General features: G+C 38.2%; 26 protein-coding genes. 13 read left to right on the top strand and 13 right to left on the bottom strand.

Annotated elements, in window-relative coordinates; all coding sequences use genetic code 11:
- The first annotated feature begins 1 nt into the window (after position 1).
- Complete coding sequence (locus ABES02_RS14875; protein ID WP_430136217.1) at positions 2–592, top strand: VanZ family protein; 591 nt, start codon at positions 2–4, stop codon at positions 590–592.
- Between the two features lie 58 nt (positions 593–650).
- Here the strand turns inward: ABES02_RS14875 and ABES02_RS14870 are convergent, their stop codons facing one another.
- Positions 651–743, bottom strand: a complete 93-nt coding sequence (locus ABES02_RS14870; protein ID WP_430136214.1) for a YjcZ family sporulation protein — start codon at positions 741–743, stop codon at positions 651–653.
- Between the two features lie 105 nt (positions 744–848).
- On the opposite strand from ABES02_RS14870, the gene ABES02_RS14865 reads away from it, so the two are divergent.
- Positions 849–1,691 (top strand): lysophospholipase, encoded by an 843-nt coding sequence (locus tag ABES02_RS14865; protein WP_430136341.1) that lies wholly within the window; start codon positions 849–851, stop codon positions 1,689–1,691.
- Positions 1,692–1,715: 24 nt separating this feature from the next.
- Here ABES02_RS14865 and ABES02_RS14860 read toward each other — a convergent pair whose 3' ends face one another.
- From ABES02_RS14860 to ABES02_RS14850, 3 genes are all read right to left on the bottom strand, one after another.
- The gene (locus ABES02_RS14860) at positions 1,716–2,810 is read right to left on the bottom strand and encodes an acetyl-CoA C-acyltransferase (RefSeq protein WP_430136338.1); all 1,095 of its coding nucleotides are present in this window, start codon (positions 2,808–2,810) and stop codon (positions 1,716–1,718) included.
- A complete protein-coding gene (locus ABES02_RS14855) occupies positions 2,806–4,278 on the bottom strand; it encodes an AMP-binding protein (protein ID WP_430136211.1) in 1,473 nt (490 codons plus the stop codon). The genes ABES02_RS14860 and ABES02_RS14855 overlap by 5 nt, the downstream gene beginning before the upstream one ends.
- Before the next feature lie 221 nt (positions 4,279–4,499).
- Positions 4,500–5,063, bottom strand: a complete 564-nt coding sequence (locus tag ABES02_RS14850) for a biotin transporter BioY (protein WP_430136208.1) — start codon at positions 5,061–5,063, stop codon at positions 4,500–4,502.
- Between the two features lie 223 nt (positions 5,064–5,286).
- Here ABES02_RS14850 and bioB point away from each other — a divergent pair, with 223 nt between their 5' ends.
- Entirely contained in the window at positions 5,287–6,306 is a 1,020-nt protein-coding gene (gene bioB / locus ABES02_RS14845; RefSeq protein WP_430136205.1) for a biotin synthase BioB, read from the top strand.
- A gap of 38 nt (positions 6,307–6,344) precedes the next feature.
- Here bioB and ABES02_RS14840 read toward each other — a convergent pair whose 3' ends face one another.
- Together ABES02_RS14840 and ABES02_RS14835 are read right to left on the bottom strand one after the other, a co-directional pair.
- Positions 6,345–7,631: an NCS2 family permease gene (locus ABES02_RS14840; RefSeq protein ID WP_430136202.1), complete on the bottom strand. Its 1,287-nt coding sequence runs from the start codon at positions 7,629–7,631 to the stop codon at positions 6,345–6,347.
- A 369-nt stretch (positions 7,632–8,000) separates the two neighbouring features.
- A complete protein-coding gene (locus tag ABES02_RS14835) occupies positions 8,001–8,468 on the bottom strand; it encodes a GyrI-like domain-containing protein (RefSeq protein ID WP_430136198.1) in 468 nt (155 codons plus the stop codon).
- A 389-nt stretch (positions 8,469–8,857) separates the two neighbouring features.
- Here ABES02_RS14835 and ABES02_RS14830 point away from each other — a divergent pair, with 389 nt between their 5' ends.
- Both ABES02_RS14830 and ABES02_RS14825 read left to right on the top strand, forming a co-directional pair.
- Positions 8,858–10,105: a cation:dicarboxylate symporter family transporter gene (locus ABES02_RS14830; protein ID WP_430136195.1), complete on the top strand. Its 1,248-nt coding sequence runs from the start codon at positions 8,858–8,860 to the stop codon at positions 10,103–10,105.
- 105 nt (positions 10,106–10,210) lie between these two features.
- Complete coding sequence (locus tag ABES02_RS14825) at positions 10,211–11,221, top strand: DUF3231 family protein (protein WP_430136192.1); 1,011 nt, start codon at positions 10,211–10,213, stop codon at positions 11,219–11,221.
- Between the two features lie 51 nt (positions 11,222–11,272).
- On the opposite strand, the gene ABES02_RS14820 is transcribed toward ABES02_RS14825, so the two are convergent.
- Complete coding sequence (locus ABES02_RS14820; RefSeq protein WP_430136189.1) at positions 11,273–11,710, bottom strand: hypothetical protein; 438 nt, start codon at positions 11,708–11,710, stop codon at positions 11,273–11,275.
- Between the two features lie 804 nt (positions 11,711–12,514).
- Here ABES02_RS14820 and ABES02_RS14815 point away from each other — a divergent pair.
- A complete protein-coding gene (locus ABES02_RS14815; protein WP_430136187.1) occupies positions 12,515–13,240 on the top strand; it encodes a CAP domain-containing protein in 726 nt (241 codons plus the stop codon).
- Between the two features lie 62 nt (positions 13,241–13,302).
- Here the strand turns inward: ABES02_RS14815 and ABES02_RS14810 are convergent, their stop codons facing one another.
- From ABES02_RS14810 to ABES02_RS14800, 3 genes are all read right to left on the bottom strand, one after another.
- Positions 13,303–13,623 carry a hypothetical protein gene (locus tag ABES02_RS14810; RefSeq protein ID WP_430136185.1) on the bottom strand — a complete coding sequence of 107 codons (321 nt, stop codon included), beginning with the start codon at positions 13,621–13,623 and terminating at the stop codon, positions 13,303–13,305.
- Between the two features lie 104 nt (positions 13,624–13,727).
- Positions 13,728–14,195: a CBO0543 family protein gene (locus ABES02_RS14805; protein WP_430136182.1), complete on the bottom strand. Its 468-nt coding sequence runs from the start codon at positions 14,193–14,195 to the stop codon at positions 13,728–13,730.
- Between the two features lie 254 nt (positions 14,196–14,449).
- On the bottom strand, positions 14,450–15,268 hold the full coding sequence (locus tag ABES02_RS14800; RefSeq protein WP_430136179.1) for a GDSL-type esterase/lipase family protein: 819 nt from the start codon (positions 15,266–15,268) through the stop codon (positions 14,450–14,452).
- 133 nt (positions 15,269–15,401) lie between these two features.
- Between ABES02_RS14800 and ABES02_RS14795 the strand changes: the two genes are divergently transcribed.
- Genes ABES02_RS14795 through ABES02_RS14780 form a run of 4 tightly spaced genes read left to right on the top strand, consistent with a single transcriptional unit; the run spans position 15,402 to position 17,949 of the window.
- Positions 15,402–15,704, top strand: coding sequence for an antibiotic biosynthesis monooxygenase family protein (locus tag ABES02_RS14795; RefSeq protein WP_430136176.1), 303 nt, complete (start codon positions 15,402–15,404; stop codon positions 15,702–15,704).
- 2 nt (positions 15,705–15,706) lie between these two features.
- Positions 15,707–16,414 carry an MOSC domain-containing protein gene (locus ABES02_RS14790; RefSeq protein WP_430136174.1) on the top strand — a complete coding sequence of 236 codons (708 nt, stop codon included), beginning with the start codon at positions 15,707–15,709 and terminating at the stop codon, positions 16,412–16,414.
- Positions 16,415–16,426: 12 nt separating this feature from the next.
- Positions 16,427–17,083, top strand: coding sequence for an alpha/beta family hydrolase (locus tag ABES02_RS14785; protein ID WP_430136170.1), 657 nt, complete (start codon positions 16,427–16,429; stop codon positions 17,081–17,083).
- 29 nt (positions 17,084–17,112) lie between these two features.
- Entirely contained in the window at positions 17,113–17,949 is an 837-nt protein-coding gene (locus ABES02_RS14780) for a DUF4362 domain-containing protein (protein ID WP_430136167.1), read from the top strand.
- A gap of 53 nt (positions 17,950–18,002) precedes the next feature.
- Here the strand turns inward: ABES02_RS14780 and ABES02_RS14775 are convergent, their stop codons facing one another.
- The 3 genes from ABES02_RS14775 to ABES02_RS14765 form a co-directional block, all read right to left on the bottom strand.
- On the bottom strand, positions 18,003–18,326 hold the full coding sequence (locus tag ABES02_RS14775) for a BC1872 family protein (RefSeq protein ID WP_430136164.1): 324 nt from the start codon (positions 18,324–18,326) through the stop codon (positions 18,003–18,005).
- Between the two features lie 120 nt (positions 18,327–18,446).
- On the bottom strand, positions 18,447–18,839 hold the full coding sequence (locus ABES02_RS14770) for a secondary thiamine-phosphate synthase enzyme YjbQ (RefSeq protein WP_430136161.1): 393 nt from the start codon (positions 18,837–18,839) through the stop codon (positions 18,447–18,449).
- 5 nt (positions 18,840–18,844) lie between these two features.
- Positions 18,845–19,186, bottom strand: a complete 342-nt coding sequence (locus ABES02_RS14765; protein ID WP_430136158.1) for a DUF3889 domain-containing protein — start codon at positions 19,184–19,186, stop codon at positions 18,845–18,847.
- Positions 19,187–19,486: 300 nt separating this feature from the next.
- On the opposite strand from ABES02_RS14765, the gene ABES02_RS14760 reads away from it, so the two are divergent.
- The 3 genes from ABES02_RS14760 (at position 19,487) to ABES02_RS14750 (ending at position 20,789) form a co-directional block, all read left to right on the top strand.
- A complete protein-coding gene (locus tag ABES02_RS14760) occupies positions 19,487–19,714 on the top strand; it encodes a hypothetical protein (protein ID WP_430136155.1) in 228 nt (75 codons plus the stop codon).
- 125 nt (positions 19,715–19,839) lie between these two features.
- The gene (locus tag ABES02_RS14755) at positions 19,840–20,292 is read left to right on the top strand and encodes an N-acetyltransferase family protein (protein ID WP_430136152.1); all 453 of its coding nucleotides are present in this window, start codon (positions 19,840–19,842) and stop codon (positions 20,290–20,292) included.
- Positions 20,293–20,417: 125 nt separating this feature from the next.
- Complete coding sequence (locus tag ABES02_RS14750; protein WP_430136150.1) at positions 20,418–20,789, top strand: Gp49 family protein; 372 nt, start codon at positions 20,418–20,420, stop codon at positions 20,787–20,789.
- Positions 20,790–20,849 lie beyond the last annotated feature (60 nt).

The raw sequence follows: 20,849 nt of genomic DNA, 5'->3' as shown, positions 1-20,849 counted from the left end.
TATGGAAAAACGCTGTCTTTGGCTATCAGTAGGCTTATCTCAGATTCTCTTTTTTGTATTATGGCCAGTTTGGTTAAAACTACTAGCCTATCTTCACCCTATTGTGTTAGCCGTCATATGGGTTTGTGTGACAATGCTAGTGTTTTTTCTAATCTATTATTTTGGAAAAGCAACACTTCGAATACCGGGATTTATCATCAAGACTGTTATGATTATTTATAGTTTAGGCCTTTTAATATTGTTATTCTTTCGTCCAGTGAACCAAGAATACAATCAAATAAACTTGGTTCCGTTTAGAACGATAATAGGCTTTCTTTCAGGTAATGCTCATTTTTTAATTGCATTCTACAATATCACTGCGAATATATTGTTATTTGTTCCATTTGGTGTGGCGGCATTATTGTTAAACAAACGTCCATTAAGGGGCCGACTGATTATTATTCCTATACTTGCTATTCTGTTGATTGAGACAACGCAATATCTCACAAAACGCGGCAGTATGGATATTGATGACTTCATTTTAAATCTGCTAGGAGTGTGGATTGGCTATCTTTTGCATCCTATTATTCAAAAAGTAGTCATCATCAAATAAAGAAGAAGCGTGGAATCCACGCTTCTCGCCTGCTTTTTGTACAAATCTTATTATTAGATTAGTACCCTCTCATGAATGCTGAACCCACAATAATTAAGAGGATGAAAAGCACTACGATTAAAGCAAAATTTGAACGATGACCGTCAGACATAATGTATTCACCTCCTTTAAGACGAGGTAGTACATCATATGTAATAATTATTTATTTGAAAGGGACATGCATGGATTTTTTAAAAATAAAGGGGAGATTTACTTGATGACAATGGAAGGGAATTTTGATGGGATAAATGGTGTAGAGCTTTATTATCGAAGGTTTAAACCGAAGTCGACTCCAAAGGCATCCGTTATTTTAGTACATGGGCATGGTGACCATAGTGGGGGACTTGAGAATCTAAGTACAGCATTGGTGGAGAATGATTATATCGTTTATGCTTATGATCAGCGTGGTCATGGGAAAAGTTCTGGTAAAAGGGGTTTTATTCGCACTTGGGAAGAATATAGCGGAGATTTACACGAATTCCGAAAGCTGGTTGTTTCAGAGTTTCCTGAACTCCCGCTGTTTATTGTTGGTCATAGTCTTGGCGGAGTGGTTACTCTGGATTATGCATTTGACAATGGTGAAGGTCTTGCAGGGATTAGTGCCATTGCGCCTGCCATTTCTTACGAAGCAACTAGATCAGAGAAGCTGCTAATTACCTTTATGGGTAAAATTAAGCCAGATTTCAGTATTGAAAAACCTGGCGATATTAGGAGATTAACCAAGGATCCAGAAATGATTGCTAAACTTAGTTCTGATGAATTACGCCACGATACAGTAACACCTGGATTGGGACGCGGTTTAATGCATGCAGTGGGACGCTTATCAAAAGAAGCTGATTCTTTTCAATTGCCTTTTTTGCTTCAGTTCGGTCTTGAAGATGTCATAACTCCCCCTGAGAAGTTGAAACAATTCTTTGACTCTGTCGCTTCCGATAATAAGTTGAAAATTGAATACCCATCGATGCACCATCGCCCTTTTGATGACTTTGGCAGAGAACAATTTTTGGCGGACAACATCAGTTGGCTGGACAGGCAAATTGAATCTGCACGTATTGTGTAATCATTTTCTTTCATTTCGCGATAGTTAAACAGCTTCAAATAACACAGCCACGCCAATTCCGCCGCCGCTTCCGATGGCAGCGAGCACATATTTTGCATTATTTCTTCTTTGAACTTCATAAAATAGTCTTGTAACCAAGATGGCACCGGATGCTCCATATGGGTGGCCGATGGTGAGGGCGCCGCCGCTTACGTTAAGTTTTTCATAGGGAATGGAGAGTTCTTGGGCACAGGCGACGATTTTCGAAGCAAAGGCTTCATTGATTTCAAACAAATCAATGTCTTTAACAGTGAGCCCGTTTCTTTTTAATAAGACTTGAATAGCAGGTATGGGTGCTGCCCCAGGATAAAAGGGATGAACGCCGGCAACCTGGCTGTCGATAAAGCGAAGAACGGGCCTAAAGCCACGAGAAAGAGCAGTTTCCTCTTCCATTACCAGTACAGCAGCGGCCCCGTCATTTATTCCACAGCTATTTGCCGCCGTAACAGTACCATTTTCATTTGGAAAAAGTGGCTTTGCCCGCCTAAGTAAGGCTTCCATGTTTCTTTTTTTTAAAAACTCTTCATCTTTATCCAATTTATCAATAGGGACAATCTCGTCTTCAAAATTTCCTCTATCAAATGCAGCCCAGCATCGTTCATAGCTTAGTAGCGCATACTCATCCTGACGTTCTTTCGTAATTTCGAATTCTTTAGCGACCATTTCTGCTGCTTCAAGCATGTCAGGATCACCAATGCTGTCAGGAGCAAAGCGAGCCCGCTTTTGAAAAGGGGAGGTACTGGAGCTCTCGACCCCACCGGCTATATAGCATTTTCCCGCCCCGCCTTGAATGAAATAACTCGCGATACGAATGGCCTCGAGTCCAGCGCTGCATTGCCGATCGAGCATAAATCCAGGAATAGAAAGAGGCAAACCTGCTTCTAGGGCGGCTAATCGTCCAATGTTTCCGCCCGGCCCGGTTACATTTCCTAAAATCACGTCTTCCACATTTTCTTCTAGTCCCACCGCCAACTGGCTTAATAATGGGGCTGATAATTCCTGAGGATGATAGCTTTGCAAAATGCCATTCTTTTTTCCAATCGGGGTTCGTTTGGCACGGACAATGACTGCTCTCTTAATGGTTCGTCACCTTGCTTTCGATTAATTCCATTACTTGCGGGCGGGAAATTTTTCCGCTGGTTGTATGCGGCATTTCTTCTGTGAAAAACCATTTCCGCGGGATTTTATAGGAAGATAAATACTGCTTGCATAATTTTTTTAAATCGATGGTAGTGGCTGAACCTTTTACGACAGCCGCAACCACTTGTCCCCAATAAGGGTCATGGATGCCGATGACCGCTACTTCTTCGACCCCAGGATGCAATCCAATTACTTTTTCAATTTCTTCCGGAAAAATATTAATCGCTCCATATAAAATCATATTTTTTTCGCGGCCCGAGATGTAGAGGTAGCCGTCTTCGTCAAGATACCCCATATCATCGACGGTAATCCAGCCATTGTCGTCTTGGATATACCGGATTTGACAATTTATCTCATCAGGCTGGAGATAGCCAATAAAAAGCATATTGCTTTTTACAAAAATTTTCCCCGGTTCATTTGGTTTAACAGGATTTATGTTTGATCGCCGAATTTGGATTTCAACATTATGACATGGCCTGCCGACAGACCCAGGTTTTTGGTCGTTTTCTTTATCAGTTAAAACAGTTACAAAGCTTAGCTCACTTGCTCCGTAAAACTCGAATATGGTAAGCCAAGGGAACATCTGACGGATGCGCTGCTTTGAATTTTCCTCCCATTTTGCACCAGAGGAAATAATTTTAATATTTTTTTCGATAAGCCGTTCTTCTTTTAAAAAGGCAGCAATCATGGTTGGCACTACATAAATAGCTGTGATAGGCTGTGATTCCAGTAATGACAAGGTCATTCTTGAAGAAAATTTCTCCAGAAGATAAACGGTACCACCTAAATATAAGGTGCTAATGGCTCCGTATAGAAAATGGGAGTGGATGAGTGCTCCTGGAACGATAACATGGTCTGTTTCATTGAGTTGAAAATCAATTCGGCTGCAATCGAAGCTTGCGACCCATGAATCATGTGCACGGATAAAGGCTTTCGGATTCCCTGTTGTCCCTGAAGTGAATCCCATGTAAAAAGGTGTCTTTCCATCTACATCAACGTTCCTGATTGCAGCGGCTGCGTTGATTTCCGAAAGGATCTCTTCCCACATGAGAATATTCTCAGTGAGATGATCGACTTTTGGAAAAAGCTCACCTGTAGTGATAAGGACGGATGGTTGAGCTATAGTTAGTCGTTTTTGCAGTTCTGCCTCTGTCCATTTCGAATCAAAGAGAACGGAAGTCCACCCTGCAGTCGCAGCTCCTGCAAAAAGCTGCAGGAAGGGTATACCGTTTGGCAGTAATATGCCCACTGTTCGTGATCTGAGATTAAGAGATTCAAGCCAGTTTGCCGTTTTCGACACCATTTCATGCCAGGTATAGTAGCTTATTTTTTGGTCGTTTATTTGAATGGCGATTTTTTCAGGGGATGACTGTGCATGTTTTAAGTATGTTTCCGTTATGGCCGCCATATATATCACCTCTTTTTTTCATACTAACATGTTTTGTAAATGGGTGGGATGTTTTACTGTCGGATAAACGTTTCTTAATGTCGGATAGGAGCACCATCTGCGGATAGCGTACGCCAATCGGCGGATAAAGCGCGCCGATCAGTGGAAAACGCACACCAATCAGCGAATAGCGCTCGCCACTCTACTTTGCAAAAACCACTTGTATAAAAAAAGAAGACACATTATAGTGTCTCAACGTTTTTATGCAGATTTCGTTTTATGACAGGAGATTTTAATAGCCTAAAAACGATATAGGAAGCAAGGGTTGCTTTTAAGATATCTCCTGGGATGTAGGCTAAGTTTGATAAGGTCGCATCTTTTAAAGAAATATTTTGAACAAAAGCCAATACAGGGATTCCAAATAGGTAAAGCAAGAAGATACCAACTGTTAAATTGATAATCAATATATTTCGCAATTTTGCTTTGCTAAACTTATGGATTAGGTAGCCGACACAAAAAGCAGCTATAGGATATGAGAAAAGGTAACCTGCACTTGGCCCGACAAATACGCCAATTCCTCCGCGTCCACCAGACAGTAATGGTGCACCAGCAGCAACAACCAATAAGAAAACGGTCATGCTCAAGGCGCCTAGCCTTGGTCCTAAAACACCTCCGGCAAGAAGTACACCCAAAGTTTGAATCGTAATCGGAACCGGTGTAAACGATAACATAATTGGCGGAATAAAACCTAAAACGCCCATAAATGCAGCTAGCAATGCAACGTTTGTTATTTCTAAAATCTTCATGATGATCCATCCCCACTTTTTATTTTTATATAAATAATTTTAAGAGCGGGGAATAATTTATGTCAACTACTTTTTTATTTAGTTAACATATCTGAAGTACAACCTTATGATGATTTTACCAAATTAATGAAAAAAACACTTGAATAGCAGATTGGATGTTTTATAATTTTATATGTAAACTTAAATTAAAAATTGGTTAACAAATAAAAAAGAGGTGAGTATTGTGGACTTTGGTAAACTGGCACGAAAAGCCATTGAGGGATATTCGGTAACCAAAGAGGAAGCGAAGGAAATAATAATGACAAGCGATGATGAAGTATTAACACTAGTTCAGGCAGCCTATGAGATTCGCAGACATTTTTACGGAAAAAAAGTGAAATTAAATTTGATTGTTAATGCCAAAAGCGGGCTTTGTCCAGAAGACTGCGGCTACTGTTCCCAATCGATTAAGGCGGAGACAGAGATAGACCGCTATTCGCTAATTAGCAAACAAACGATTGTAGCAGGGGCAAAAGAAGCGAAAAAGAATAAAATTGGTACATATTGTATTGTGATGAGTGGAAGAAGGCCTACCAACAATGAAGTCAATACGGTGATCACAGCCGTCGAGCAAATTAAGCAAGAGGTGGAGCAAATAAAAATTTGCGCCTGCCTTGGGCTTGTTACTGAAGATCAGGCGGTAAAGCTGAAAGCCGCAGGTGTCGACCGCTTTAACCACAACATTAATACAAGTGCAAAACATCATGCCAATATTACAACTACCCACGATTATGACGATCGGATTCAAACGATTGAAAACCTAAAAAAGGCAGGGATTTCACCATGTTCAGGCGTGATTTGCGGCATGGGTGAAACGGATGATGACATCGTGGATATGGCGTTTGCCCTAAAAGAGGTTGATGCTGATTCTATTCCAGTTAATTTCCTTCACCCGATTAAAGGGACGAAGCTTGAGAATCTGGATGATTTAACGCCTATGCGCTGTTTGAAAATCTTGGCACTATTCCGGTTTGTGAATCCAACAAAAGAGATACGGATTTCCGGCGGACGGGAATTCAATTTGCGCTCCTTGCAGAACTTAGGATTATTCATCGCTAACTCCATTTTTGTAGGGGATTATCTCACAACGGATGGGCAAGCGGCAAAAGAGGATTATCAGCTGATTGAAGATCTTGGATTCAAAATTGAAGAGAATCCATTTGAAACCGAAAGCCAGCACTTTGCAATACAATCACATAAATAAAACAAAAAGGAGCTAACGATAGCTCCTTTTTGTGCTTATCAAACTGTGTGAAGCAGGAAATTCGTTAAAAACAGCATCGAAATAATATAAATCGAAAGAGAAAGCTGCTTTTGCTTGTTTGTAAAAAGCTTAACCAAAGGGTAAGCGATAAATCCGAAAGCAATTCCATCTACAATACTATAGGTTAACGGTATCATGATGATCACGAGAAACGCCGGAAATGCTTCGGTAAAGTCTGTAAAATCAATATTCACGATATTGGTCAGCATCAATCCCCCGATGATGATGAGGATCGGTGCGATTGCCGAACTTGGTACGAGTTTGATAAAAGGCATAAAGAAAAGTGATGATAAAAAGAGTAATCCTGTTACAACAGAGGTTAAACCTGTTCTTCCGCCTGCCGTGATACCCGCTGCTGTTTCAACGGTTGAAACAGATGGACTTGTGCCTAATAATCCACAAGCAATGGTGGACAACGAAATAGCCTTTAAGGATCTCGCGTTCTTTTCTGGTGCTTCAAGCATTCCGTTCACTTGCGAATGAAGCAGGCCGATATTTTCAAAAACGAGAACCAAAACCAATGAAAAGGCAGCTGTCCAAAACGGGACCGTGGCTATTTTTCCAAAGTCTGCGCTTAAAAGGACGTTCTTATAGTCGTCAAAGGAAATAAAGCTGGTATCCATTGCCGAAAAATGAACGATTCCAAAAAAGTAGGAAATAATTGTCCCTAAAATAATACTGATTAGAAAGTTTCCCGGTACTTTCTTTAAAAACAAAAATAACGTGATAATCAGATTAATGATCGAAGCCAGAACAATAGGGGCAGATAAATTCCCCATAGCTACAAAGTTCGTAGGGTTGCCCACAATAATACCGCTTTTTTGTAAGCCAATAAAGGCAATAAATAAGCCGATTCCCACTGAAATCGATTCCTTTAAAGAAGAAGGAATCGCGTTTGCGATAATACCTGATAATTTAGTAAAAGCCACAACCACAAAGAGGATACCAGATACGATAACTGCACCTAACGCTTCCATATAATTCAGCCCCATCGAACCTACAATTGTGTAGGTGAATAAAGCATTAATGCCCATTCCAGGAACGATAATTAAAGGTGCATTGGCGATAAACGCAACTAATAAACAACCAATCAGCGATGAAAGTACGGTTGCAATAATTCCAGCTTCAAGCGGAATTCCTGCATCCTTAAGAATGTTTCCATTAACGGCAATAATATAGACGATGGAAAAAAACGATGTTAACCCTGCTATAACCTCCTTTTTCAAATTTGTTTTGTTTTGCTTAAGTTTGAATACCCCTTTCATAATTTAATCACACACTTTCGTGTTGCCCTCTCCCACCCGCATTAAGTAGATATTTATATATTCAACCTATGCCGGAGAATATTATAACACAGATGCTGGGTGAGAAAAGAGTTGGGAACATGGCAATATTTTCGTTTCGCAGATAAAAGGGTCATTTTCGCAGATAAAATAAAATTTTTCGCAGATAAATGAGTAAAATTCGCAGATAAATGTGCAACAATCGCAGATAAATGATGAAGCGGCTGGAAAATTGGCTAAAATAGCACTTTTTTTCGAAGAAATTAAACTATTTTGCATAGCAGACATCAAATCAAGTCAAAAATAATGCAAAAAGCGGGGGAATTGACTCCCCCCGCCTCATCGCAAGTATTATTTCAACGGTATCCAGATTTCAGAGTAATAATCAGGACTCCAAGGATCACCGGCAGGATAGACTTCCAAGTCTGGTGTTCCTGCATGTTTATAATGGCTGGATGGAAACCATTCTGAGAAGATTTGTTTCCAAGCTTTCTGCATCGCTCCGTGCACTTCAAATACGCCCCACTTTGAAGCTGGGATATCAAATTGCAATAATCCTTCAGGTGTATCGCCAACATACTCGGCAGCAATCCAGTAATCCATTAACTCTGGCTGCTCGCCACGTTTATCGACACAAACACCTAGCATTCCATTAATTTTCCCATTATTCAACTTAACTAATAAATCATTTGTTCCATCAGCATGAACATCTCCCCACATTTTAGGGATACCAATTAAATTCTCTCCATTTTCGCAGGAAAACTCTCGCTTGACTCCGACGACTTTAAAACCTTCCCTCTCAACAATTTTGTAATTCATTGGTTCAATTCCTTTCAAATTCTTCTGTTTCACCAGACAGTTGTCCGATTTAAAACCTTCCGTAAAAATCTCGTGCCTGACTTTCCTCCATTATCATGTGATTGTTTTTGATTGTCTAATTTTATGAATCGTAACGAGCTGTCGAAAGTCTTGTGAATAATTTCTCTTTTCTAATTTTAGATTTCTTGTTATTCTAAAAAAATAACTAAAACTAATCAAACGTGTGATTAGTTAAATGTAATCATTGGTAAATATGGTTTTTATATTCGGTGAATGAGTATTTGATATCAACATTGTTATTTGAATAATAGTAAAAAATAACTAGTGTGTATTAGAATTCGCTGGTTAAAAAGCAATATTTTTTACATTGTAAAAGGGAGGAAATGTTATTGAAGAAGATTAGTTTAGCCTGGCAAATATTCATTGGCCTAGCCCTAGGTATTATTGTCGGGGCGGTTTTTTACGGAAATCCGCATGTGGCAAGCTACCTCCAGCCAATTGGCGATATTTTTATCCGCTTAATTAAAATGATCGTTGTTCCGATTGTAATCTCCAGCTTGATTGTTGGAGTTGCGGGTGTTGGTGATATGAAATCATTAGGGAAGCTTGGTGGAAAAACCTTGCTTTACTTTGAAATCATCACGACAATCGCTATTATTGTTGGTTTGCTTTTCGCAAATGTATTCCATCCTGGCGCTGGGGTAGACCGCTCGCACTTAACGAAAACAGATATTAACACCTATGTTAGTACGGCAGAAAAAACAGAATCTCATTCGATGGCGGATACATTTGTCAATATTGTACCGACCAATATCATTCAAGCAATAGCAAATGGGGATATGCTAGCCATCATTTTCTTTTCTGTTATGTTTGGATTAGGAGTAGCAGCCATTGGTGAGAAAGGTATACCGATTGTTAATTTCTTTAGAGGAACAGCCGATGCTATGTTCTTTGTCACCAACCAGATTATGAAATTAGCACCGTTGGGTGTCTTTGCCTTAATCGGTGTGACGGTATCGAAATTTGGAATTACCTCATTAATACCACTGGGGAAACTTGTTCTTGTTGTTTACGGAGCGATGATTTTCTTTATTTTAGTCATACTAGGAGTAACGGCGAAAATTGCAGGATATAACATTTTCAACTTAATCCGATATTTAAAAGACGAATTAATTTTAGGATATACGACCGCAAGTTCGGAAACGGTTCTTCCGAAGATAATGGAAAAAATGGAGAAAATCGGCTGCCCTAAGTCGATTACATCGTTTGTTATTCCAACGGGGTATTCCTTTAATCTAGATGGTTCGACCCTTTACCAAGCGATTGCGGCTTTATTCATTGCTCAAATGTATGGAATTCATCTTAGTATTGGGCACCAAATCACGTTAGTTCTTGTCCTGATGATGACATCTAAAGGGATTGCCGGGGTTCCGGGAGTATCATTTGTCGTTCTTCTTGCTACCTTGGGCAGTGTAGGAATACCTGTTGAAGGTCTGGCGTTTATTGCAGGAATTGACAGGATCTTGGATATGGCACGTACGTGTGTCAATATTGTTGGAAACTCTTTGGCCGCCATTGTCATTACAAAATGGGAAGGCCATGAGCTTGAGGAATATCGAAAAGAAAAGGTAGCTTAATTTCAGCAGAAAAGAACACTTTCAAAAGCGAGAGTGTTCTTTTTTGTTGGGGTAATTAAAATATCTGATTAAGGAAATATTAAATAAAAATGCGAGGTGTCATAATTGGAGACTAGTCGCCATACACGTCTTACATCTTCTGAACTAGCGACTTTATGGAATACTTATGTGGCAGATACGATGGGCAAATGTATGCTGCTTCATTTTAAAGAAACCGTAGAAGATAAAAAAACGGAAGAAATTATCGACTATTCTTTAGGAATTGCTGAGAATCATATTGAAACAATTACGGACCTATTTCAAAAAGAACAAATCGCGATTCCTCAAGGATTTGGAGCCAACGATATACATAAGAATGCTCCAAGATTATTTTCGGATGAATTTTACCTCAGGTATCTTGAGCATATGGGCAGAACAGGTTTAAGTACTTATTCCTTAGCAAAAGCAATTGCTTCAAGAAAGGACATCCGTGAATTATATAAGCTGTGGTACAGCCAAACGGAAATGATGTATGATTTAGCGGTCGATTTGTCGCTAGAATATGGAATCTATGTGAGATCTCCATACATGGATTATCCTGATGAGGTTTTATTCGTTGAAGACAATGAATTCCTAGGTCAAATTTTTGGAAAGAAGCGTCCCTTATTAGCCATTGAGATTGCCCATTTGGGAACCAATATCGAGGTTTGTCATATTGGACAAACAATCTTATTAGGATTTAGCCAGGTGGCAAAGTCACAAGAAATAAGGAATTTCTTTCAGCGGGGCTCTAATATAGGAAAAAAACAGATTACTACCTTTTTCGAAATCTTAAAAGACAGTAATACGTCTTATCCTTCCACTTGGGATGCCTTAATCACGGGTTCAATCGAACCTCCATTTTCCGATAAATTGATGCTCTTTCATGCTAATTTACTTAGTGCCATTGCGATCGCTGATTTTGGGACAGCCATTGGTGGAAGTGTTAGAAAGGACATTGGGATAAATTATGCTCGGTTAATCGCTGAATTAGCCAGTTATGCGGAAGACGGTGCAAAAATGATGATAAAAGAAAGATGGCTTGAGAAACCACCGCAAACTCATGATCGGGATAAATTAATTAACCGGACGGACTAAAAATTGGATGTCCTTAAGCTTTTGGGACATCCGCTTTTAATCTAACGTCAGTCATTTAAGACTACTTACACTTGTATTGATTCCAATGTGTTTACTAAAAAGTGTGGATCGATCTGTTTTGCAATATTTTTTTAAGTTTGATACCCACTCGTAGTAGTGAATTTCACAAAGCCCTCTAAGAAAGTGGTAATTAAAACAATTTTCAACACCACATAATTTTATTTCTTTCGGCATATGTGGGTGGCCCATTTTTTTGTAAAAGTAGTTATGATGTTCACAGTAGCCATTGGCAAAGTAAGGTTTGGAACAATTTACGGCCAGACAATGGTCAATGGAGGAAGCTTCTACCCTAATGGTATCAGTTTTCCCTCTTCTTCTCATTCTCACATAATGCTTATTACATAACTGTCGCGCTTTTATAGGTTCATCGCATCCTTCTACTGTACATAAACCTTTTGTAGAATACCGCTTTTTTTCAAGTGTTTTCAACCGTCCTCAACCCCTTTGCTATATTTTTTTGGCTATGTTAAATTTGGCTGTTGATTTCCGCTCCAGGCGCGAGCGGTTCGCGGGCGTGCCGGCGAGCCTCCTCGGCGCTTTGGCGCCTCAGGGGTCTCCCCTGCCTCGTACTCCCGCAGGAGTCTTCGCGCCTTACGCTCCAATCAACGAGTTATAAAAATCAACATTGAGGTTTAACACAGCCATTTTTTTAAAAATGTAATACTTTTAATTATTTGGAATAATTTCCTTGAAATAAAAAACCTCTCCTAATTAATAAAGAGAGGCTTTTTCATTCTCCTTTTTAGAAGAGTAAATGAATGAATGGTTTTTTAAAATTAGCCATTAAATTTAGGCCTATTCTTTAAAATGGGTTACTAATATTAAGATATTTTCAATATTAATATTATTGAAAATAATAATATAAATCCCACAGTTTGTATATACACTTTAAAATATTCACAATATATAGATTTGTAAACGTTTTTTTAAAAAGAATATATCATCAAATGGAGAAAAGGTCGTTAAGTGTTTTAACGACATTGGCACGTTGTAAGCATAGACATTTTTCTGAAATGTTTGTCATAAATCCTCTTAAATTAAAAGGTCGTCAACCCTTATTTTTGCTGTAATTTATGGAAATATTTCAAAAAATTAATAGAAAAAGAGAACCTAATAAAGTTAAAATTGAACTAAGAAATAAACTGTAAAATTCTCCCTCAAATATGACAAAAACCTCATGTTATGATGAGTCTGCAAGTGAACGGCAATTTTTCATAACAGGAGGATTTTATCATGTTTAAGAAAAAAGCAATTCTAACAGTGGCCGCAGTGGCAGCACTAGCTTTGGCCAATCCAGTACTCAATAAAGCGCATGCTGCATCCAATACCCCTGCTGCACAGGAGCCAGTTTATGTTTTCCAAGGCTCTACTATGAATGAGATTAATAGCGTCATCGAAAAATATCTTGCTAGCTTAGGAATTAATCTATCATCAAATGCAGGCCAACAACAGGTCCAGGCTCCACAAACACAAACACAAACTGTCCAAACGCAGCAACCAACACAGACAGCGGCAACAAGACCTGTGCAGCAACAACCGTCAACATCGACACAGCCAACCACAACACAAACAACTAGTGCTTTAAGTGCTTATGAACAAAAGGTAGTCAATCTTACTAATCAAGAGCGTGCGAAAAATGGCTTATCTGCTCTTAAGGTTGATTTAAATCTTAGCAAAATGGCCCACGAAAAATCTCGTGACATGTCAGCGAACGGCTACTTTAGCCATACAAGTCCGACATATGGCTCGCCATTTGATATGATGAAAAAATACGGGATAACCTACCATTATGCTGGTGAAAACATCGCGATGGGGCAGAGGACTCCCGAAGAAGTCGTGAATGCTTGGATGAATAGTGAAGGCCACCGCAAAAACATTCTCAACCCGAACTATAATTATATTGGTGTAGGGTATGTATCACAAGGAAATTACTGGACCCAAGAATTTATAGGTAAATAAAAAACAGCCCAAGATAGGACTGTTTACGGTTGCAGGCTAAGTCGGCAACCGTTTTTTGTTTTTTATTTTTTCAGAATATAACAAGTGCCATCCTCTGCAAAATATAAATATTTCCCTTTTAAAATATTAAAATCTACCTTTTCTTTGTCATAAATTAGTTTTGCAATCCTTTGAAATTGTCCGATAAATTCCTGATTAGGATTAATAATAATATCTTGGTTTTGGTTTGTAACAACAAATCCTTTAGGGTTACATTTTCTCTCGGGCTTTAATTCGGCAAACCATTCCCCATTCAGAAGGACGGTATTAGCAGTAGTTTTTGTCTTCCGATTTTGGAGCGACCATACCTTTCTACAATTACACCGGTGTATTTTGCATTTCATGTTGAAACCCACCTTTTATCTTTTCCTTAATAAAGCAGGTGAATGCAATATAATACCAATGTATGCCCAAATTCATAAAGTAAGAATCGGATGTATAAGAAGATTTAGTAATTAAATTGTTTTTTCAAAAGCTTGCCCATAAACCATTTATTTAAGAGACCTAAGCCAAAATAAATTGGGACTGAATAGTATAATTTCCACTTTAGTGGTTTATAGATATCCATCCACATAAAAAGGGGTTCTGCGAGAAACGTAGCTCCAAGTGCTAAAATCATTTGTGCGACAAGAAAGGTTTTCCATTTATTAAAATATTGATAGACAAACATGTATGTTACGGGCATTATCGTTAAATCAATTGGATTTAAACGAGGATTGATGGGAACTAATTGGTATTTATATATCCACAACAGAAAATAGGAGCCAATGTCATCTAACAAAATAGAATGGATGGAAACCAGACTTCCATAAAAAAAGATTTCTACGATTCGTTTCCGATCAACGACTTTCCACCACACCAACCAAGGAACAATAGTAAGAATTAAAAGAACCCACCAATTAAAAGAAAAAAGCACTTCTGTCTTCCAATATTCATTCCGAACTTCTCTTTGTGTTTCACTCAACTCGATTAATTTTGAAATTACCCCATTCGCTCAACTCCCAGTAAAACCGTTATTTTCATAATAGACGAACATATCGCATCCCAAAATAACTTGAGAGTAAAATTAACATTATGCACTATTCGATTACTACTTACGGTCTACCAAAATAAAGAATTAATGTTGTATTTTTGTAAGGAAAATAAAAAACCGAAGGAATCTCCCTCGATTTAAACAGGTTCTTTTCGATATTGATGCTTAAATTGATTAATCATAAGCTCTGAGATAGCTGTATAGCCTGATGAGTTTGGATGAACACCATCAGCTGATAAATTTTGCAGATGATTCCCATTGATGACCTTCGTCGTTTCGATCACAATGGATGACTGATAATGACCAGCGACTTGATAAATTTTTAGATTCCATTTTGGCAGTAATTTATCTGCCAATGAGTACATATCGTTTTCTGGAGATAAAGGGTTGTACAACTCTAAAAAGACGATGGTTGCATTAGGATTTAATTGCTTAATCCTATCTGCAATGCCAGACAAATTTTTCGAAAAAGAAGATTGCAGCTGATTAAAGGATTGGAATACGTTTTGGAAGTTTTGTCCTTTGGCCATTTGCAGAACGTCATTTCCGCCCACATTAATCGTTACGATGTTAGCCTTTTTGATTTCTTCATCAAACCGGCCTTCTTGAACATATGTCAATAATTCAGCGCTTGTGATGCCATTAATCCCTTCATTTTGAAAAACAATTTTTTTTCGAGTCTGATTTTCTAGTTTAGTTGAGAATTGATAGACTAGATTTTGGTTCTCCTCTGCACCCACACCACGAATGATAGAATCTCCGAGAGCAAGAAAATCGATTTGTGAAGACTTGAAGTCCCGATAATAATTTAGATACGAAATATCAGCATCTTTTTTGCTCGCTTCAACGGTGTGTTTTTTCATATTATGAATTTGATATTGTGGGTAATAGATCCATGCAGAGATGCCTAGACCAATAAGCAATACAAATATCAAAAGGTATTTTATTATTTTCAAAAAAATCACTCCTTGAATATACCATTATAACAAGAATAATCATGAATATACCTAGTTGTTGGTTTCCAGTTAAGGTTAAAATTATGATAGACTGTGATTACCAAAATTTATCATTTATACAGGGGGAGAGCCAATGATTTTAGAAGCGGCAATGCTGCAGGTTAAACAGGGAATGGAACCAGAATTTGAGAATGCTTTTCGAAAAGCCTCTAGCATTATTTCATCTATGAAGGGCTATCTATCACATGAATTACAGCGCTGTATCGAGGTCGACGGAAAATATTTGCTGTTGGTGAAGTGGGAAACTTTAGACGATCATACGGTTGGATTCAGGCAATCAGAGGAATATCAGGATTGGAAAAAGCTTTTGCACCATTTTTACGATCCCTTTCCAACGGTTGAACATTTTGAAAAAGTAAATCTAAGGGGGAGCTAAAAATGGATATTCTATTAAAGTCGATTTTTGTGGGTTTGCCGAAAACAGTCGGAAATAAAGAGGCAGCGGATCTAATGGACCGGGAGTGGACAAGTGCGATTTTTAAAGAACCTGTACAAGGACCTATCTTTGTTGGAAAAACTAAAATTAATGGCGATTGCCAAGGCGACCTCGAGCACCATGGCGGACCAGAAAAGGCCGTGTTAGGTTATTCATTGGATAACTATACCTATTGGCAAGGGGAGCTGGGTTATACGCAAATCATACCCGGAGGCATGGGTGAAAATTTTTCCATGGCAAATATAGATGAAGAAAGTATTGCGATTGGTGACACCTTTCAAATCGGTGAGACAGTTGTTCAAGTATCGCAGCCAAGACAGCCGTGCTGGAAGCCGGCCCGCCGTTTTAAAATAAAAAACCTCGCCTTGCTCATGCAAAATACAGGCAAAACCGGCTGGTATTTCCGCGTTTTACAAGAAGGTGTAGTGGAGGAAGGTCAAACCTTTACCTTAGTGGACCGTCTTTATCCTCAATGGACGATCTCAAAGTGCAACCAAATCCTTCATGGAAAGGAACAAAACTTTGCGGAAATGCGGGAACTGGCTCATTGTGAATTGCTAGCGCCAGGTATGAGAGACACACTGGAGAAAAGGGTTGAAAAAGGAGAGGCACCTGATATCCGAAGCCGTGTTTTTGGGCCGAATGAGTAAGAGGTGATTGATATGTATCACGTTTTGAATGATCAAGTATTTAGAAACGAAAACTCCACAATCCCTTATACGTGGATCCGAAGTGAAAAGCCAAGTAAAAGTATTTGTATCATGCTCCCTGGCCTCGGGTATTCAACCGAGCGACCGATCTTTTATTACGCAACCAGCATGTGCTTAAATGTTAACGTGGATGTTCTTCATATCAATTATAACTTTGCCAAAAATGAACACTTTAAGAAGCTAAGCGAAGCAGACCAAGAACAATGGATGTATGAGGATGTAAAGGCTGTAGTGGAGAAAGTTCTAATGGATGCTCATTATGACCAATGGATCTTGATGAGTAAATCCATAGGGACCATTCCGATGGCAATGGAATGGACACAGAAGAATTTTATTCCCAATGCGATTGGAATATGGTTAACTCCATTGTTAAAAGTGGATTCTGTATATCATGCAATATTGGAAACCAAGCTCCCGTCTCTTTGTGTAATCGGGGACCACGATCATCACTATATCGAGGAGCGGATTTCTCTTTTGAAAAATAATGAGATTTTGCGGACGTTGGTTATTCCTAAGGCTGACCATAGTTTGGAAATACCCGGCGATACATCTGCCACGATTAACGCTGCCAGAGAAGTGATCACTAGCATCCAGGAATTTATTTTTTAAGAATACAGATTAAATGGATGTGATGCGTTTTGTTGAGGAATACCATCTTGCTTGCTTTTATTGCTATTTTTATTTCAGGCTGTCAATTAGACAAGGCTGATTCTGAGGAAAAGCCTGGAATTAATGAAGAGCCTTCCAACAATGAAGTAGTAAATATTCATGGACAACTGCAGAATATTGAAAGAATAGATCTATTTGTTGATCATGTTAAAAATAACAAGAAGGATAAGATTCGTGTAACGGGTTACACCATTGAAGGGGACCCGATATATCAGGATTTGGACTATGATGGCTCCAAAATAACAGTCAAATATGACACAACAAAGGATAAGTTTGGTGCTGGTGAAATCAAGACATATGTGTGTAAAGGTGTTCAAAAGCAAGAATCGGAAACAGAAACAAATTATCTGTTAGATGCTTGTCCGGAAATCGGCAGCTTATTGTCCATCTCACATGATGTCGACCAACAGGATTATTTTGCTTTTGATTTAAAGTATGGAGTTGGAAAGAAGAATGAAATCAACACAAAAGTCCAAAAGTTGGTCAAGGATTTACAAAATGGCGAAATGGTTGCTGTAAATGATTTTCAGTTTTCAAAACCGGAAATGAACAAAATTTATAAAGCAATGATACTTTCCAGTTATCTAGAAAAGAAGAAGCTTTCAAACACATGTAATAAGAGACCATATGTAAGCTACGAGTTGGATGTATGGATCAATGATGCGACAAGACATTTTGAATGGTCAGAATGTGATAAGAGCAGGGACGGAATCGAAATGAGTAATCTGGTTCTAAACATTCTTGAGGTTCTAAAAAATAATCCCCACTATCAGTCACTTCCTGAGGTTAAAGGGCATTACGAATAAATTGGAGGATTTAAATAGGGGACTGCCGCGGCAGTCCCCTTATTTCATATTATTTAGCATAATTGTGGCCATAATCTAGAGCTATCAACTGTTGAGTGTTTCTCAATGATGGAGTAAGCAGCATTGGTGATTGCTTGTGCTAAAGTATGGCCAGTAGCCCGAACGTCATTAAAGCTGACCTCTGAAGGACCGTTTGTTGTATATTTATAGCCAAACTTCGCTAATCTTTTAACGATGATCATGGCATGATCAAGATTATGCTCTGGTTGGAAATCCGATTCATGAATGAAAACACCCTCTTCATAATCGTACCATCGATCCCACCTATTTAATTTCCAACCTAGTATTCTACGAGCAATTGAGTCTGTTTTGTGCATATCCCATTCCCCTTTTTTGATTTTTTATTATATAACAGTCTATTTAAATTAATATTATTATATAACACAGATAAGGAAATAACTACCTTATTTTAAAATTTTTTTGGGGGAATAGGTTTTTTAAAAAACTTTCACATAAGACCTGGTACGCGGCCCATCAAACTCGCAAAAGTAAATCCCTTGCCATGTTCCCAAGAGCAATCGGCCTTCAGTGATTAGACAAAACTGTGACGCCCCGACTGTACTAGCTTTCATATGTGCAGCCGTATTGCCTTCCATATGCCGATCCAGCTTATGATGCCACGGATACACTTCATCGAAGCGGCGAATCATATCCTGCTTAACGTCAGGGTCGGCATTTTCATTAATCGTGATTCCGGCAGTTGTGTGGGGACAATAAACAATGACTGCCCCATCATGGATATTCAGCTTGGAAATATAATCCTGAATTACCTGCGTAACCTCAATCATTTGGTCTCGTTGATTTGTTTTTAAAGAGAATTTATTAAGCATGGTTTTTACCTCGTTGTTTCCCTAAACGTAATCTTATTGACCTTCTGTGTTTGATTGTTAAATTCAATATCTATGAAAACGCCGAATTCTTTTTTGTTATCTTTTAACCATAATTTGAATTTTTCTGTGGAGGTTGTTGGGCCAGTTACTCTGCCAATATGGAGATAATCGATGATATTAGCGTTAGGATACTTTTCATGGGTTTTCTCCATTGCCATAAGTCCCCACTTGGCATATGGAGGAATCGGTTTATGCTGGGCGTATACAGAATTGGTAAAAGTGAGCGGGTACCCATTTACTGAGGAAAGACTCAAGAATATCAATAAACAAATGACAACTTTTTTCACAATAATTACCCTCTTTTTGCTTTTATTATTAATCTAAAAGGGTTTGCTTATGTAAGGAGATGATACTATATAGGTAAGAATAAAGATTTTGTAAATGTACTAATCGAGTGGGCAACAAATACCCTACAATTGAAAATTTGTGGAAGAGGGGCGCAAATCTAAAGCAATCAAAATAGATAAGCGGACTTATCATGATTTAATCTTAATGGCTTATTTTGTTAACGCAGAATGAACTAAGAGTGAATAAACAAATTTATTACGTTAACTCTATATTCATAAAAAGAAAAAAGGAGATTAACCGTGAAGCCATATGAAATAACCAGCATGATTATTGATGATGATTTTTATAATGAAGAATTTGTAACTGCTGAATTTACATATGAAAACCAGGTTTATAGCATTACTTTTAAAAAAGAAGATCTTGATGTCGTTAATGCCTGGGTTTTCAAGGATGGAACATCGCTGCCGGCAAATTTATCAAATCAAATCATTGAATCGATAAGAGAAGACGTATCCAAAAAAATCTAGTCACCTGGCTAGATTTTATTTTCTGAAGGGAAGCGCCTGTTAATAAGAGAATAATATAAAAAAGAGATTCAGGGGGAAACCGGGTTGAAAACAATAATGGTTGGTAGTGAAATGAGGATAAATCAATGAATGACAACCTAATTATTAAACAAGCCACGATTCAGGACTTAAAAAGAATCGTTCCAATTTTTGATTCTTATCGTGAATATTTTAAGCAGAAACGCAATCCTATAGAGGTCGAAAAATTCCTTTTTGGAAAATTTGAGCATTTAGAGTCGATGATTTTTATTGCAGAGCATCAAGGAGAGGTAATAGGGTTTGCGCAGCTTTATCCCGTTTTTTCTTCGTTATCACTACAGCGGGTCTGGTTACTAAATGATTTTTTCATATCTGAAGCCCATCGCAACCAAGGAGTTGGAAAGCAGCTTTTTGAAAAAGTGAAGGAATTTACATCGTTAACCATGTCAAAAGCAATAGAGCTTTCTGTCGAACATAGCAATCAAAAGGCGTGGGAATTTTGGGAAAAACAAGGATTCAAGCTCGATGAGGAATTTCGTTATTATTATTTTAAAATCTAAATGAGAAAACATTAAAAAGAGATTAAATTTTACGTACCTTCCCATATGGGAAGGTATTTTTTTTATGAGATTGAAATATATACAAGAACACAGCAGTTAAAAAATTATTACAAGGGAGAGCGAAAATGATGTTCATTGATAGTATTTGTCCCAAATGTGGCGAGATTAATCACGTAGAACATAAGGGAGAAAACATTCTTTTTGTAACCTGTAAGAATCACCACATTTATGATCATATCGTAATCCCGTATTCCCGAACCCATTCGATTAAGGACGATAAACGTACGAAATTGGAAGAAATGATTGTGGAGAAAAAGTTTTATCGGATGAGCGATAAATCTACCATCTGCCTTCTAATTTTTAATAATGGCTACGAGATAGAAGGACGATCGACGGTTCGTGATGTAAAAGATTTTCGTGCCGTTATTGGTAAGGATAAAGCCTACGAGCAAGCGTTAAAAAAAGCAATGGTAGCGCTAGGAGCGTTTTTAGTATAATAGAATAGATGAGCTGCGATACTTCGATTCGAGGTATCGCTTTTTTTGGTGTGCCAGGCA

Source organism: Neobacillus pocheonensis (genome assembly GCF_050477905.1).
Lineage (GTDB): Bacteria > Bacillota > Bacilli > Bacillales > Cytobacillaceae > Neobacillus > Neobacillus pocheonensis_A.
The sequence above is the reverse complement of the archived record's forward strand: the minus strand, read 5'-3'. Positions and strand labels throughout refer to the sequence as shown.